General features: G+C 67.5%; 11 protein-coding genes and 1 pseudogene. 6 read left to right on the top strand and 6 right to left on the bottom strand.

Going from position 1 to position 13,933, the window contains the following annotated elements; translation table 11 throughout:
• Positions 1-15 precede the first annotated feature (15 nt).
• Genes ACXAD2_RS05335 through ACXAD2_RS05355 form a run of 5 tightly spaced genes read left to right on the top strand, consistent with a single transcriptional unit; the run spans position 16 to position 4,494 of the window.
• Entirely contained in the window at positions 16-207 is a 192-nt protein-coding gene (locus ACXAD2_RS05335; protein WP_475167840.1) for a DUF6494 family protein, read from the top strand.
• Positions 208-210: 3 nt separating this feature from the next.
• Complete coding sequence (apbC, locus tag ACXAD2_RS05340) at positions 211-1,275, top strand: iron-sulfur cluster carrier protein ApbC (protein ID WP_475167842.1); 1,065 nt, start codon at positions 211-213, stop codon at positions 1,273-1,275.
• The gene (locus ACXAD2_RS05345) at positions 1,272-1,982 is read left to right on the top strand and encodes a biotin/lipoate--protein ligase family protein (RefSeq protein WP_475167844.1); all 711 of its coding nucleotides are present in this window, start codon (positions 1,272-1,274) and stop codon (positions 1,980-1,982) included. Before apbC ends, ACXAD2_RS05345 begins: the two co-directional genes overlap by 4 nt.
• A 10-nt stretch (positions 1,983-1,992) precedes the next feature.
• Positions 1,993-2,493 (top strand): DUF6505 family protein, encoded by a 501-nt coding sequence (locus ACXAD2_RS05350; RefSeq protein WP_164180714.1) that lies wholly within the window; start codon positions 1,993-1,995, stop codon positions 2,491-2,493.
• A gap of 57 nt (positions 2,494-2,550) precedes the next feature.
• A complete protein-coding gene (locus tag ACXAD2_RS05355; protein ID WP_475168203.1) occupies positions 2,551-4,494 on the top strand; it encodes a sensor histidine kinase in 1,944 nt (647 codons plus the stop codon).
• Positions 4,495-4,730: 236 nt separating this feature from the next.
• On the opposite strand, the gene fdhF is transcribed toward ACXAD2_RS05355, so the two are convergent.
• Both fdhF and ACXAD2_RS05365 read right to left on the bottom strand, forming a co-directional pair.
• The gene (gene fdhF, locus ACXAD2_RS05360) at positions 4,731-7,499 is read right to left on the bottom strand and encodes a formate dehydrogenase subunit alpha (RefSeq protein WP_475167847.1); all 2,769 of its coding nucleotides are present in this window, start codon (positions 7,497-7,499) and stop codon (positions 4,731-4,733) included.
• Positions 7,500-7,609: 110 nt separating this feature from the next.
• A complete protein-coding gene (locus ACXAD2_RS05365) occupies positions 7,610-9,304 on the bottom strand; it encodes an NAD(P)H-dependent oxidoreductase subunit E (RefSeq protein ID WP_475167849.1) in 1,695 nt (564 codons plus the stop codon).
• A 154-nt stretch (positions 9,305-9,458) separates the two neighbouring features.
• Here ACXAD2_RS05365 and ACXAD2_RS05370 point away from each other — a divergent pair, with 154 nt between their 5' ends.
• Positions 9,459-9,698 (top strand): sulfurtransferase TusA family protein, encoded by a 240-nt coding sequence (locus tag ACXAD2_RS05370; RefSeq protein WP_224900849.1) that lies wholly within the window; start codon positions 9,459-9,461, stop codon positions 9,696-9,698.
• Positions 9,699-9,700: 2 nt separating this feature from the next.
• On the opposite strand, the pseudogene ACXAD2_RS05375 reads toward ACXAD2_RS05370, so the two are convergent.
• The 4 genes and pseudogenes from ACXAD2_RS05375 to ACXAD2_RS05390 form a co-directional block, all read right to left on the bottom strand.
• Positions 9,701-11,870: pseudogene (locus tag ACXAD2_RS05375) on the bottom strand (molybdopterin-binding protein).
• Positions 11,867-12,358 carry a molybdopterin-guanine dinucleotide biosynthesis protein B gene (gene mobB / locus ACXAD2_RS05380; protein WP_475167852.1) on the bottom strand — a complete coding sequence of 164 codons (492 nt, stop codon included), beginning with the start codon at positions 12,356-12,358 and terminating at the stop codon, positions 11,867-11,869. The pseudogene ACXAD2_RS05375 and the gene mobB overlap by 4 nt, the downstream one beginning before the upstream one ends.
• Entirely contained in the window at positions 12,355-13,005 is a 651-nt protein-coding gene (mobA, locus tag ACXAD2_RS05385) for a molybdenum cofactor guanylyltransferase MobA (protein WP_475167853.1), read from the bottom strand. The genes mobB and mobA overlap by 4 nt, the downstream gene beginning before the upstream one ends.
• Positions 13,002-13,877 (bottom strand): formate dehydrogenase accessory sulfurtransferase FdhD, encoded by an 876-nt coding sequence (locus ACXAD2_RS05390; protein WP_475167855.1) that lies wholly within the window; start codon positions 13,875-13,877, stop codon positions 13,002-13,004. Before ACXAD2_RS05390 ends, mobA begins: the two co-directional genes overlap by 4 nt.
• Positions 13,878-13,933 lie beyond the last annotated feature (56 nt).

A 13,933-nucleotide genomic window follows, 5' to 3' on the forward strand; every position in this document is an offset into this window, starting at 1 on the left:
CCAAGGGAGACCCCGATGAGCGACGATTTCAACATGTCCATGCGCAAGTTCCTCAAGCAGGTGGGTGTCACCTCGCAGCGGGCCATCGAAGAGGCCATGCGCGAGAATGCGACCACCGGCAAAAGCTACGCGGTGAAGGCCGTGGTGACGATCGAGGAGCTTGGCCTGACCCATGAGGTCACGGGCGAGATCAAGGGACAGGAGTAAGACTTGCCAGCCAGCAGAGAGACGGTTCAATCCGTCCTGAAGAGCATCGCCGATCCGGTTGCGGGCGGTGACATCATGTCGAGCGGCGTCGTGCGCGCGCTGAACGTGGACGAGGCGGGCGCGGTGCGTTTCGTCATGGAAATCCCGCCCAGCCAGAGCACCGCCTACACCAAGATCAAGGAGCAGGCGGAAAGCGCGCTGCGCGCCACCGAGGGTGTCTCGGCGGTGGCCATCGTGATGACCGGCCATACCGAGAAGGCGCCGCCGGATCTGAAAGTGCGCAAGGCCGAGCCGCAGGGTCCGCAGCCGGTGCCGGGCATCAACCACATCATCGCCATCGCTTCGGGCAAGGGCGGCGTGGGCAAATCCACCGTCTCGTCGAACCTCGCCTGCGCGCTGGCGCAGCAGGGCCGCCGCGTCGGCCTGCTGGATGCGGATGTCTACGGGCCGAGCCAGCCGCGGATGCTGGGTGTGTCGGGCCGTCCCGCTTCGCCCGACGGCAAGACCATCCTGCCGCTGCGCAATCACGGCGTGACGATGATGTCGATTGGCCTGATGACCAACGAGGATCAGGCGGTGGTCTGGCGCGGGCCGATGCTCATGGGCGCGCTGCAGCAGATGCTGATGCAGGTGCAATGGGGCGCGCTCGACGTGCTGCTCGTGGACCTGCCGCCGGGCACCGGCGACGTGCAGATGACCCTCAGCCAGAAGGCCAAGGTCGACGGCGCCATCGTGGTTAGCACGCCGCAGGACGTGGCGCTGCTCGATGCGCGCAAGGGCATCGACATGTTCAAGCAGCTCAACGTCCCGATCCTCGGCATGGTCGAGAACATGAGCACGCACATCTGCTCGAACTGCGGCCACGAAGAGCATGTCTTCGGCCATGGCGGTGTCGCGGCAGAGGCGGCGAAACTGGGTGTGCCGCTGCTTGCCGAGGTGCCGCTCGATCTGCAGATCCGCCTTGCCTCGGATGGCGGCGCGCCGGTGGTGGTCAGCCAGCCCGACAGCGCGCAGGCCAAGTCGTTCCACGACATCGCCGCGGCGCTGGTGGCGCAGGGGGTGGCATGAGCACCGCCGAGGATCTGGCCTTCCCGCCCCTGCTGTGGGGTGAGGAGGTCACCACCGATGCCTTCGACCATGCCTGCCAACGCGCCCTTCTGGGCTGCGATGCCGGGCTGGTCGCCTATCGGCTCGGGGCGGACGCGCTGCAGGGGGCGCTGGTCTTCGCCCCCGAAGTGCCGCTGGCGCAGGCCATGGCGATGCTGCCGCTCTGCGGTGTCGGGTTCCAGAACGCGCTTGGCGTGATGGCCCCGCCCGAGGTTGCGGTGCATCTGGATTGGCACGGCGGCATCCGCGTGAATGGCGCCTCCTGCGGGCGCTTCCGCTGCATGGCCGCCACGCAGGACCCGGCGCAGGTGCCCGACTGGCTGGTCATCGGCTTCACCCTGCCGCTGATCCCCGCCAGCGACCGCCCCGGCGACACGCCCGACCAGACCTCGCTTTACGCCGAGGGCTGCGCCGAGGTGCAGCCGCCCGCGCTGCTAGAGGCGTGGGCACGGCACACGCTCAATTGGGTCAACCGCTGGGAAGACGAAGGCAACCGCGCGCTGCATTCCGAATGGCGCGCACTGGCGCAGGACATGGGCGAGGAGGTCACGCAAAGCGGGCTTTCCGGCACCTTCCTTGGCGTCGACGAGGATTTCGGCATGCTGCTGCGCGACGCCGAGACGACCCATGTGATCCCGCTCACCACGCTTCTCGAACCCGCACCATGAAGGTTTTCGCATGAAACTCGCCCGCGCCATCCATTTCGACGAGAGCGACAGCCGTGTCTTCTCCAGCCCTGCGCGCACCGGCGAATGGTGCCTGTCGGGCGGGTTCGAGTTCTCCAACTGGACCGAGGGCGACCTCACCGGCAAGGCCCGGCAGGCCTTCTCCAACGGCTGGCTCGGGCTCGAGACCTTTGGCCGCGTGACCTTCGTGGCAGTCACCGCGCTGGAGCCGGGCGAGCTTGAGGCGCTGACCGACCGTCTGGCCGAGCATTTCGTCACCTACTACGGCGCCCCTTCGGCCGAGGCCGCGCGCCCCGTGGCCGCCGAGGAACTGGCGCAGATGATCGAGCTCTGCGACGACCATGCGCCCAACACGCTGCTCACGGTGGCGCGCGAGTTGACCGACTCCGGGGTGCGCGAGAGCTACCGGGTGATCGAGGCCAGCGATGCGGGACTGGAGCAATTCGCCATCCACGGATCGCTCGACGATCCGCATGAGCCGCATCAGCACTGACCGCGCCCGCGCGCCCGTGCTAGGCTCGGCGCCAGCATGAGACCTCTGACCCGCCCGATGATTTCCGTCCGTCTGCGCCTGCTGATCCTAGCGCTTGCGCCGCTGGTGGTTCTCATGCCGCTGCTCTTGCTGCTCGGCATGACCCGCTGGACGGGCGATTACGACGATCTGCTGGCCGCCAACGTGCAGAGCGACCTGCGCATCGCCGAACAGTATCTGTCGCAGTTGATGACCCGCACCGGCGAGGAGCTTGGCGGCGTGGCGGGGTCCGTCGCCTTCGCCGAGGCATTTGACAATGGCGGCCCGAACCGCGAGTTCCTGCTGGCAAAACGCGCGGAACTGCGGCTCGATTTCCTCTACTATTTGCCAATGGGCGCGGTGGCGCCGGCCTCCGCGCGCTGGCCGGTGATCGCCGAGGCGCAGCGGGGCCGCAGCCGCACCGCCATCGACATCTTCCCGCCCGAAGAGCTGGCCGCGCTGCCGCGCAACCTCGACGCACGCGCCCGCATCGACCTGATCGAGACCGAGGCCGCCGTGCCCACCGACCGGCTGGTCGAGGATCGCGGCATGGTGGTGCATTCGGCAAGCCCGGTGCGTCTGCCGGGGCACGAGGGGGTGCTGGTGGCGGGCATTTTGCTCAACAGCAACCTTGGCTTCATCGACGCGATCAACGCGCTGGTCTACCGCAACCCGCTGACCGGCGGCACCCGGCAGGGCACCGCGACGCTGTTCCTCGACGATGTGCGCATCTCGACCAACGTGCGTCTCTTTGAGGACGTGCGCGCGCTTGGCACGCGGGTCTCGGGGGTGGTGCGCAACGCGGTGCTGGACGAGGGGCAGACATGGCTGGCGCGCGCCTTCGTGGTCAACGATTGGTACATCTCGGGCTATCTGCCGCTCAGCGACAGCTTCGGGAACCGCGTGGGCATGCTCTATGTCGGCTTCCTCGAGGCGCCCTTCGCCGAGGCGAAGCGCAAGGCTTATCTGTGGATGATGGCCGCCTTCGCCGGGGTGCTGCTGCTCTCGGCGCCGGTGTTTCTATGGATGGCCAAGGGCATTTTCGCCCCGCTTGAAAAGATGACCGCCACCATGCGCCGGGTGGCACGCGGCAACCTCGCGGCGCGCATCGGGCCAGTGGGCCGCGACGAGATCGGGCAGGTGGCGGCGCATCTCGACGGGCTTCTGGATCAGGTGCAGGACCGCGACCTCAAGCTGCGGGCATGGGCCGAGGAACTGGAAGACCGGGTCGACCGCCGCACCGCCGAATTGCGCGATGCCAATGCCAAGCTCGAAGACACCTATCGCCAACTGGTGATGAGCGAGAAACTGGCCTCCATCGGCGAGATCACCGCCGGCGTCGCCCATGAGATCAACAACCCGATGGCGGTGATCCAAGGCAACGTCGAGGTGATCCGCATGGAGCTTGCCGAGGCCGCCGCCCCGGTCGAGACCGAGCTGACGCTGATCGAGCGGCAAGTGATGCGCATGCAGGCCATCGTCGGCAAGCTGTTGAAGTTCGCCCGGCCCAGTGAATTCTCGGCCTGCGGCGAGGGCGTGGATCTGCGCCCGGTGGTCGAGGACTCGCTGCTGCTGGCGGATCACGCGCTTGGCAAGGGCGCGATCGAGGTGCAGAGCGATCTGCCATCGTTGCCGCAGGTGGCCATCGACGCGGGCGAGATGCAGCAGGTGGTGATCAACCTCATCCTCAACGCCGCACAGGCCATGGGCAGCGAGGGGCAGCTCTTTCTGGCGCTGCGCGAAGAGATGCGCGATGGCGTGGCGGGCGTGGCCCTGGAGGTACGCGACAGCGGGCCGGGGATCGCCGAGGAGAACCTTGGCGCGCTCTTCGACCCGTTCTTCACCACGCGCCGCGGCGAGGGCACCGGTCTGGGCCTGTCGATCTCGCAGAGCATCGTGCAGCGCGCGGGCGGGCTGATCACCGCCGCCAATGCCGAGGGCGGCGGGGCCGTGTTCACCGTGTGGTTGCCGCAGGTGGGGTGAAGGCTAAGGCGTTGCGCAACGGGAGCCGGGTGAGCGCCTGCCCGTGGGATGGCGCCGCGAGGCTGGAGGTCTGCACTTTATCCCTGCCAAGTCCGGACGACTTTCGAACGCAGTGCGTTGCTGTCAAAGCGCCAGCCCGCCGTGACGGCGTCGTCCATCGGGCTTGAACCGATGGCGCCCCATGAACGACCGCTCGCCCGGCGGCTTCGCCTTGTTCCGGGCGCTCTCCCGCCCCGCTATGCCGCCGTCACCCGCACCGCCGAGAACTTGAACTCGGGGATTTTGCCGTAGGGGTCGATCGCCGGGTTGGTGAGGATGTTGGCCGCCGCCTCCACATAGGCGAAGGGCAGGAACACCATGTCCGGCGCCACCGCACGGTCGGCGCGGGCCATGACCTCGATCTCGCCGCGCCTTGTCTGCAGCTTGACCATGCCGCCGGGCTCCACGCCCAGCTTGCGCAGGGTCGAAGGGTGCAGCGAGCAGTTCGCCCCCGGCTCCACCGCATCCAGCACCTTCGAGCGCCGGGTCATCGAGCCGGTGTGCCAATGCTCCAACTGCCGCCCGGTGGTCAGGATCATCGGGTAGTCGGCATCGGGCGTTTCGTCCGGCGGGATCACCGAGGCGGGGGTGAACCGCGCCCGGCCCCCCTCGCGGGGGAAGCCATCGGCAAACACGATGGGCTGGCCGGGATCCTCGGGCGAGAGCGAGGGGTAGGTGACGGCGTTCTCACGCTCCAACCGGTCCCAATTGATGTTGTCGAGCGAGGGCATGCCCAGCGTCATCTCGGCAAAGACCTCGCGCGGATGGGCGTAGTTCCAGCCCAGCCCCAGCCGCTGCGCCAGTTCGGTGGTGATCGCCCAATCCTCGCGCGCCGCGCCCGGCGGCGTGGCGGCGGCGCGGCCCATCTGCACCTGCCGGTTTGTGTTGGTCACCGTGCCGGTCTTTTCGTAGAAGGCGGCGGCGGGCAGGATCACATCGGCATAATTCGCGGTCTCGGTGAGGAAAATGTCCTGCACCACCAGATGCTCGAGCTTGGCGAGCGCGGCGCGGGCGTGCACCACATCCGGGTCCGACATCGCCGGGTTCTCGCCGAGGATATACATGCCGCGAATGTCGCCCGCATGCACCGCGTCCATGATCTCGGTGACCGTCAGACCCTTCTGGGCGCTGAAATCGTCAGAGCCCCAGATCTCGGTGAAGGCCGAGCGCACGCCGTCGTCGGTCACATCCTGATAATCGGGCAGGAACATCGGGATCAGCCCCGCGTCCGAGGCGCCCTGCACGTTGTTCTGGCCGCGCAGCGGGTGCAGGCCCGCGCCGGGCTTGCCGACGTTGCCGGTCATCAGCGCAAGGCTGATCAGGCAGCGCGAATTGTCGGTGCCATGGATGTGCTGGCTGACCCCCATGCCCCAGAAAATGAGCCCCGCCTTGCCTGTCGCGAAGGTCCGCGCCACGTCACGCACCATGGCGGCGTCGATGCCGGTCAGATCCTCCAGCGTCTCGGGCGCAAAGCCCGCAAGATGCTGCTTCTCGGCCTCCCAGTTCTCGGTGAAACGGTCGATATAGGCCTGATCGTAAAGCCCTTCCTCGACGATCACCGACATGATCGAATTGAGCAGCGGCACATCCGCACCGGGGCGGAACTGCACCATATGGCTGGCAAAACGCTTCAGCGCATGGCCGCGCGGGTCCATGACGATGAGCTTGCCGCCGCGCTGCGCGAACTGCTTGAAGAAGGTCGCGGCGACCGGGTGGTTCTCGATCGGATTGGCGCCGATGACGATGGCGACATCGGCGTTCTCGATCTCGTTGAAGGTGGCCGAGACCGCGCCGGAGCCGACGTTCTCCATCAGCGCCGAGACCGAGGAGGCATGGCAGAGCCGCGTGCAGTGGTCGACGTTGTTGTGGCCGAACCCCTGACGGATCAGCTTTTGAAAGAGGTAGGCCTCTTCGTTGGTGCATTTGGCCGAGCCGAAACCCGCCACCGTCTCGCCGCCCGCATCGCGCAGCTTGGCCAGACCGCTGGCCGCGGCCTCCATCGCCTCATCCCAAGACGCCTCGCGGAAATGGGTGAAGGGGTTGGCGGGATCGACGTTCAGCCCCTTCGGAGCGCCCTCAAGACGGATCAGCGGCTTGGTCAGCCGGTGCGGGTGGTGGATATAGTCGAAGCCAAAGCGCCCCTTGACGCAAAGCCGCCCCTCATTGGCGGGGCCGTTAATGCCCTCGACGTATTTGACCTTGCCGTCTTTCAGCTTCAGCGAGACCTGACAGCCGACGCCGCAGAACGGGCAGACCGATTGCACCGCCTCGTCGAAATCGCGGCTGTCGCCATGCTGCGCCTCATCCACCACCGTGGCGGGCATCAGCGCGCCGGTGGGGCAGGCCTGCACGCATTCGCCGCAGGCCACGCAAGAGCTTTCGCCCATAGGATCGTCCATGTCGAAGACCGGGAAGGCGTCATGTCCGCGATCCGCCATGCCGATCACGTCGTTCACCTGCACCTCGCGGCAGGCCCGCACACACAGGTTGCACTGGATGCAGGCGTCGAGATTGACCTTCATCGCCACATGGCTGTCGTCGAGCAGCGGGATGCGCGCCTCTTCCAGCTTCGGAAAGCGGCTTTCGCTGACGCCGGTCATCTCGGCCATGTCCCACAGATGCGAGCTGCGGTCATGCGCCTCGGTGCGCGCAGGCTGGTCGGCGAGCAGAAGCTCCATCACCATCTCGCGCGATTTCTTGGCGCGGGCGCTGTCGGTGGTGACCTTCATGCCCTCGGCAGGCGCGCGGCAGCAGGAGGCGGCCAGCGTGCGCTCGCCGTCGATCTCGACCATGCAGGCGCGGCAGTTGCCGTCAGGCCGGTAGCCCGGCGCATCCTTGTGACACAGATGCGGGATGGTGGTGCCAAGGCGTTTGGCGACCTGCCAGATGGTCTCACCGGGAAAGGCGCTGACCTCCTGTCCGTCGAGGATGAAAGAGGTCTGAGGAATGTTCGATCCGTCGGCCATGGCTCATGCCTCCCGATGGCTGTGCTGCGGTTCGGACGCGGCCGCGGCGGATTGAGCGCCACGGCCGCGCTGCTGCGCGTCCCGGAGAGGGCGGGGGGAGGGAACGCGCATCATTTCACCTCCTCGGGGAAGTGCTTCATCACCAGCCGGATCGGGTTCGGAGCGGCCTGACCGAGGCCGCAGATCGACGCGTCGGTCATCACTTGGCACAGGTCCTCGAGCAGATCGCCATCCCAAGTCTCCGCCTGCATCAGCTTCACCGCCTTCTCGCAGCCGACGCGGCAGGGGGTGCATTGCCCGCAGCTTTCCTTTTCAAAGAACTTCAGCATGTTGAGCGCCGCGCCGCGGGCGCTGTCCTTGTCCGACAGCACCACCACGGCCGCCGATCCGATGAAGGTGCCATGCGGCTGCAGCGTGTCGAAATCCAGCGCCACATCGCCCAGCGTGGCGGGCAGCAGCCCCGAGGACGGCCCGCCCGGCTGATAGGCTTTGAACACATGGCCCTCGGCCATGCCCCCGGCGGCGCGGATCAGATCGTTGATCGTACTGCCCGCGGGCAGCACATAGACGCCGGGATTGGCCACGCGCCCCGAGAGCGAATAGCTGCGCAGCCCCTTGCGGTCGTTGCGCGCAACCTCGGATTTGATCTCATGGCCTTCGCGGGTGATGCGGGCGATCCAATGCAGCGTCTCGACGTTATGCACCAGCGTCGGACGGTCGAAGATGCCCACCTGCGCCACATAGGGCGGACGCAGCCGCGGCATCCCGCGCTTGCCCTCGATCGACTCGATCATCGCCAACTCTTCGCCGCAGATATAGGCACCCGCGCCGCGGCGCAGGTCGATATAGCCCGGTGCCACCAGCCCCGCCGCCTCGAGCGCGGCGATCTCCTTGTGCAGGATGTGCAGGATCGCCGGGTATTCGTCGCGCATGTAGATAAAGCACTTCTCGGCCTCCACCGCCCATGCGGCGATCAGCATGCCCTCAAGCATCAGATGCGGCTCGCGCTCGAGATAGAAGCGGTCCTTGAAGGTGCCGGGCTCGCCCTCGTCACCGTTCACCGCCAGATAGCGCGGGCCGGGATTGGCGCGCACGAACTCCCACTTCTTGCCCGAGGGAAAGCCCGCGCCGCCCATGCCGCGCAGCCCGGCGGCAAAGATCGCCTCCTGCACCTGCTGCCAGTCGCCGCTGCACCGCAGCGCCAGCAGTTCCGCATAGCCGCCCGCAGCGCGATAGGCGTCAAAGCCCTGATAATTAGGGATCACCGGCTCGAAATCGCCTTTGTCGAGCGCCGCCTGAATTTTCTCGGGGGTGGCGTGATCCACGTGCAGATGGCCGATCTCGACCGTCGGCCCGGTGTCGCAGCGGCCCATGCAGGGCGCGCGCAGCACCCGCACCTTGGCCGGATCATGCCCGGCGGCCAGCGCGTCGAACAGCGCCTCAGAGCCCGCCATCTCGCACGACAGCGAGTTGCAGACGCGGATGGTCAGATCGGGCGGCGGGGTCTCATTTTCTTTCACCGGGTCGAAATGGGCGTAGAAGGTCGCCACTTCCCAGACCTCGGCCATCGACAGGCGCATCTCTTCGGCCAGCGCGCGCAGATGCGCGGCCGAAAGATGGCCGTAGCGGTCCTGAATGAGATGCAGAAACTCGATCAGCAGATCACGCCGCCGCGGCCTTTCGCCGAGCAAGGCGCGGACCTCGTCCCATGCCTGATCCTCCAGCTGCCGCCCCTTGGGCGTGGCGCGGCCCTTGCCGCCCTTGCGTCCGGATTTCCAGATTCCCTGCTGCTCGTCGAGCGCCATCGAGTGCCTCCCTTTCACGTCGGTGGGTTGATCGGTTGTGAGGCATCGGATCATTTCAGGTCAATATCGCTATCCCGTCAGTTGATAGAGAAACCCTATCAATCGAAGAACGCAAAGGATGGACAGCGCCGCAGCTCTTGCCTAAGCAAAGCAGATGACCAGCGATCAGATTTGGACACAGGAACTCGACGCCCGCGGGCTGCTTTGCCCGCTCCCCGTGCTGAAGGCGCGCAAGCGGCTGCAGTCCATGGGCACGGGCGACGTGCTGCGCATCATCGCCACCGACCCCGCCGCCGTGATCGACGTGCCGCATTTCTGCAATGAGGCCGGGCACGAGCTGATCGGAACAGCCGAAGAGGCCGAGGCGCAGGTCTATCTGGTTCGCAAGGGCTGAGTTCAGACCAGCCCGAAAGACGCATAGGGGATGTAGCGCACCGGGGTGCCCGGCTCTACGTCCATTGCCGCATCCGGCAATTCCACCAGCCCATCGGCCCAGGACAGCCCGCTGATCCGGCCCGACCCTTCAGAAGCGAAGACCTCGGCGTGGCCCGCGTCGGTGAGCCGCGCGCGCAGATACTCGCGGCGGCCCTGTTTCTTGCGCTTGGAGAAGGCGGCAGGAACGGTGAAGCCGCGCGGTTCGGTCCAGCCCGCGCCGGACATCAACGACAGCGCGGGACGCGCGAAGACCAGCGCGCAGACCAGCGCCGCGACCGGGTTGCCGGGCAGGCCAAACACTGGAACGCCCTGCCACATGGCCAGCGCCAGCGGACGTCCGGGTTTCAGCGCGATGCGCCACGCCGACAGCGAGCCGCGCGCACGCAGCAGGGCCGAGACGTGATCTTCATCCCCCGCAGAGGCGCCGCCGGAGGTGAGGATCACATCAGCCTCGCGCGCGCCCTCGTTCAGCCGCGCCTCAATGAGGTCCGCGTCATCTTTGACGTGCCCCAGATCCACCGGCTCGAACTGCCAGCCCTGCGCCAGCGACAGCAGCATCGGGCGGTTGGCGTCCCAGAATCTGATGCGGCTCTGCGGGCAGGGACGGCGCGGGGATGATCTCGTCGCCGGTCGACAGCACGCCAACGCGCAGCGGGCGGTGCACCGGCAGCTCGGCGATCCCCAAGGCCGAGGCAAGCGCAAGCTCGGGGGCGCGCAGGCGGCGGCCCTTTTGCAGCGCGGCGGCCCCGGCGGCCACATCCTCGCCCGCCTTGCGGGTGTTGGCGCGGGGTTTGATCGGGCCGTCGAAAACAACCGTGGTGGCGTCGCTGTTGGTGTCCTCTTCCAGCACCACCGTATCCACCCCCTCGGGCAGGATCGCCCCGGTCAGGATGCGCACCGCGTGGCCCGGCGGCACCGCATGGGGGTAGGGCTGCCCGGCGGCGGCACGGCCTGCGACCAGCGGCAGGCGCTGCACGCCGCTGCCGGTGGCGGCATGGGCAAAGCCGTAGCCATCCACCGCCGAGTTCGGCATCGGCGGGTTCGAGCGGATCGCGGCCACATCCGCCGCCAGCACGCGCCCCGCAGCTTCTAAGGTGGGAACAGTCTCGGTCCCGGTGACCGGGCGCAGGGCTTCGCGCAGCTTGCGCAGCGCCTCGTCCACCGGCATCCACGACACGCCCTGCGGCATGGCAAAACAGTCGTTGCGCAGGCGCGGCGGCTGCAGGTCATCTTTGGCGCTAGGGGTCTCAGCAGGCATGGCGGGCTCGGGAAGCTGTGGAAAGGCGGACTGCGCGGCGTCGGAAAGATTGCTCTCATGCCCAAGGCCGAGGATCCAGCCCTCTTCCTTGTCGCCCGCGCGGGTGAGCGTGTCGAGCAGCGCCGGATCGAGCGCGCGCAGCGCCCCGGCCAGCACCCGCACCTGCGCACGGTCCTTGATCTCATTGGGCTCGGCCAGCGCCGCCACCGTGCCTTTGATCAGAGAGGGGAAAAGTTCGACCAGCACGAGGGGCGCGTCCTGCTGCTCGAAGGGGCGCACGGCGATGTCCTTGCCGAACCGCTCGCGCAGTGCCTGCAGCCGCGCGATGCCCAAAAGCCCCTGCGAGCCGACGGATCCGGCCCCGGCGAGCTTCCACACCGGCTGCGCGCCGGGGGTCTCGTCGCAGGTGCGGGTCTCGGCGAAGGGATTGGCATAGCCCTGTTTGGTGCGCGGCAGGTCTTGGATGTCGCGTGCCATGCCATTGCCCCAGAACGGGCCGCTTCCGGGGAACAGACGGTTGATCTCTGCGGCCACCTCGAGGCGGTTGTTGGCATTGTCGGGCGCGTCTTCGATCCGCTGCGCCAGCGCCGCCCAGATCGCGAAAGGGTCCGAGCGCCCGGTTAACGCCTCGGCAAAACCCTTGGGATAGGCGAAAGGGAAATCGAACCCCGCCAGCACCCGCCGCCCGGCGGCGCGCTCCGCCTCGAACAGCTGCGCAAGCGTCTCGGTCGCGGCGGCACGGGTGCGGTGGTAGCTGGCCTCGACACCCTGCTCGCGGGCGACGCCGATCCAGATGGCATCCTTGCTCTCGCCCACGGGCGAGGGTTTCGATGCCCCAGACCAGTCCACGACGACGAAGGTGTCAAATCTCACAGCCCGACCTCGCGCGCGATGAAATCGGCGATGGCGGCGGTGTCGTTGAGATCGAAGCGGGGCAGGGCGGTGTCCACCGCGCTGTCGGCGGCGACGGCGCGGATGCTGGGGTTCGCGGGCGACAGCAGCGCTTTGCCGGTCTCGGCGCGATGCGCCTCGATCTTCGGGTGCGGCGCGGATTTGTAGCCCTCGATCAGCACCAGATCGACAGGGGAGAGCTTGGTCAGCAGCTCAGACAGCGGCGGCTCAGGGGCATCGCGCAGCTCATGCATCAGCGCCCAGCGGTGCGGCGAGGCAAGCAGCACCTCATGCGCCCCGGCCTGCCGGTGGCGATAGCTGTCGCGGCCGGGCTGGTCGACATCGGTGCTGTGATGCGCGTGCTTGAGCGTCGAGACCGAGAGGCCGCGGGCGCAGAACTCGGCGACCAGACGCTCCATCAGCCCGGTCTTGCCGCAGTTCTTGCTGCCGGTGACGCCGTAGATCCTCATGAGGCGAGCGCCTCGGCCCGCGCCAGATCCTCGGGCGTGTTGACGTTGAAGAAGGGATCGAAAGGCTCGGCGGGGAACAGCGCCTCGCCGGCGCCATGCTGGTCGGTCCAGAGCACCACCTTGCGCAAGCCCTCCTCCAGGGCCCTACGCAGGTGGTTTCGCAACGAAACCGGCCAGAGGCCGAAGGTCGGGTGCCGGTTGATCTTTTTGCCACCGCCGGATTTCAGCGCCTCGTCGCCAGAGCGGGGCGTGCAGGCGAGCGCGAGCAGGTGCGGGCAATCTTCGGCGGCCAGCAGCAGGCGCGGCACCAGATCGCAGGGGAAGAAGGGCGTGTCGGCGGCCACGGTGACGATGCTGTCAGCCCCCTGTTCGGCGGCCCAGTCGAGCCCGGCGAGCACCCCCGCGAGCGGGCCGGGGAAGCCGGGGATCGTGTCGGGCAGCACCGGCAGGCCATAGCGGGCAAAGCGCGCGGCGTCGCCGTTGGCATTGAGCGCCAGCCCCCCAACCTGCGGCTCGATCCGGTCGATCACGCGCTGCAGAAGGGGCGCGCCGCCGATCTCCAGCAGCCCCTTGTCGCCGCCACCCATGCGCGTGGCGAGGCCGCCTGCGAGGATCACCCCCAAGGGCTGTTGCAATGGGCGGCTCATTCGGCGGCCTCATCTGCGGATTTGCGCCGCGACTTGCGGTCTTCCTCGGGCACCGAGGCCGGGTCGACGTCGCGCAGCAGCCGCTCCTCGCCCGAGAGGCAGACGAAGCGCTGCCCGCGCATCCGGCCAATCAGCGTGAGGCCCACCTGCCGGGCGATCTCGACGCCCCATGCGGTGAAGCCCGAGCGCGAGGCCAGCACCGGAATGCCCATCAGCGCGGTCTTTATGACCATTTCGGAAGTGAGCCGCCCGGTGGTGTAGAGGATCTTGTCCTCGGCGCTCAGCCCATGGCGGAACATGAAGCCGGAGATCTTGTCGACGGCATTGTGCCGTCCGACATCCTCCATATAAACCAATGGCTTGTCTTGCTGACACAGCACGGTGCCATGGATCGCGCCCGCCTCGAGATAAAGCGATGGGGTGGTGTTGATCCCTTTCGCCAAAGCATAGAGCCACGAGGTGCGCACCTCGGCCTGCGGTAGAGTGAGGCCCTCGAGCCCCTCCATCATGTCGCCGAAGACCGTGCCGACCGCGCAGCCGGAGGTGCGGGTCTTTTTCTGCACCTTCTCCTCGTAGGAGGTCTCGCGCTCGGTGCGTACGACGACGGTCTCGATCTCGTCGTCATAGTCGACGCCGGTCACCACATCATCGGCGCGCAGCATCCCCTGATTGCGCAGGAATCCCAGCGCAAGATACTCGGGGTAGTCGCCGATGGTCATCGCGGTGACGATTTCCTGACGGTTGAGATAGATGGTGAGCGGGCGCTCCTCGACCACCGAGATCTCTGTCTCGGCACCGGTGTGATCGGTGCCCGAGATGCGCCGCGTAAGGCGCGCGTCTGCGGGGTTCGGGAGCAGGGGAATTTCGGGCATGCGGATGATCTTGCGCCTCCTCTGGCCTGCGCGTTGGGCATCTTGTAACCTGCGCC

It is taken from the genome of Salipiger sp. ABN3_019, from assembly GCF_056158605.1.

Bases quoted from the DNA above. Each gene is read 5' to 3' on its own strand.
- ACXAD2_RS05365 (WP_475167849.1), bottom strand. From the start codon at position 9,304: ATGGCGCTCGACGAGCAGCAGGGAATCTGGAAATCCGGACGCAAGGGC.
- mobA (WP_475167853.1), bottom strand. From the start codon at position 13,005: ATGAGCCGCCCATTGCAACAGCCCTTGGGGGTGATCCTCGCAGGCGGC.
- ACXAD2_RS05355 (WP_475168203.1), top strand. From the start codon at position 2,551: ATGATTTCCGTCCGTCTGCGCCTGCTGATCCTAGCGCTTGCGCCGCTG.
- ACXAD2_RS05350 (WP_164180714.1), top strand. From the start codon at position 1,993: ATGAAACTCGCCCGCGCCATCCATTTCGACGAGAGCGACAGCCGTGTC.
- ACXAD2_RS05370 (WP_224900849.1), top strand. From the start codon at position 9,459: ATGACCAGCGATCAGATTTGGACACAGGAACTCGACGCCCGCGGGCTG.
- fdhF (WP_475167847.1), bottom strand. From the start codon at position 7,499: ATGGCCGACGGATCGAACATTCCTCAGACCTCTTTCATCCTCGACGGA.
- ACXAD2_RS05345 (WP_475167844.1), top strand. From the start codon at position 1,272: ATGAGCACCGCCGAGGATCTGGCCTTCCCGCCCCTGCTGTGGGGTGAG.
- ACXAD2_RS05390 (WP_475167855.1), bottom strand. From the start codon at position 13,877: ATGCCCGAAATTCCCCTGCTCCCGAACCCCGCAGACGCGCGCCTTACG.
- ACXAD2_RS05335 (WP_475167840.1), top strand. From the start codon at position 16: ATGAGCGACGATTTCAACATGTCCATGCGCAAGTTCCTCAAGCAGGTG.
- mobB (WP_475167852.1), bottom strand. From the start codon at position 12,358: ATGAGGATCTACGGCGTCACCGGCAGCAAGAACTGCGGCAAGACCGGG.